At 42.6% G+C, this 366-nt stretch carries 1 protein-coding gene; it reads right to left on the bottom strand.

The features are described 5' to 3' along the window. Positions 1-366: bile acid:sodium symporter family protein (locus tag HBA93_RS19315; RefSeq protein ID WP_502910145.1), on the bottom strand; the 366-nt coding region annotated here is incomplete at both ends.

The raw sequence follows: 366 nt of genomic DNA, 5'->3' as shown, positions 1-366 counted from the left end.
TGGTAGCGGTTAAAATAAGGCGCGAAAGAAATCCGGCAAAGAATGGTATGCCGAGATAAATCAGAACAGCTTCTGCAATTGTCCAAAAGGATACATCAATTACGCTGCCTTCGAGGCCAAGAAGTGGTGGCAGAAATGTTAGGAAGAACCAAGCGTAAACACTAAAAAAAAGAATTTCGCCCCTTGAGTTGAATGCTACAAGGCCTGCAACATATTGATTGTCGCCTTTAGCCAATTGGTTCCATACCAATACCATAGCGATACAACGAGCAAGTCCGATTAAAATAACGCCAGTCATGTATTCTGGATAGTCGCGTAAAAATATAACCGCTAGCGCGAACATTAATGTCGGCCCAATTATCCAGT

This window comes from Ochrobactrum sp. SFR4, from assembly GCF_019730395.1.
Taxonomy (GTDB): Bacteria; Pseudomonadota; Alphaproteobacteria; order Rhizobiales; family Rhizobiaceae; genus Pseudochrobactrum.
This window is presented reverse-complemented; position numbering and strand designations above follow the sequence as displayed.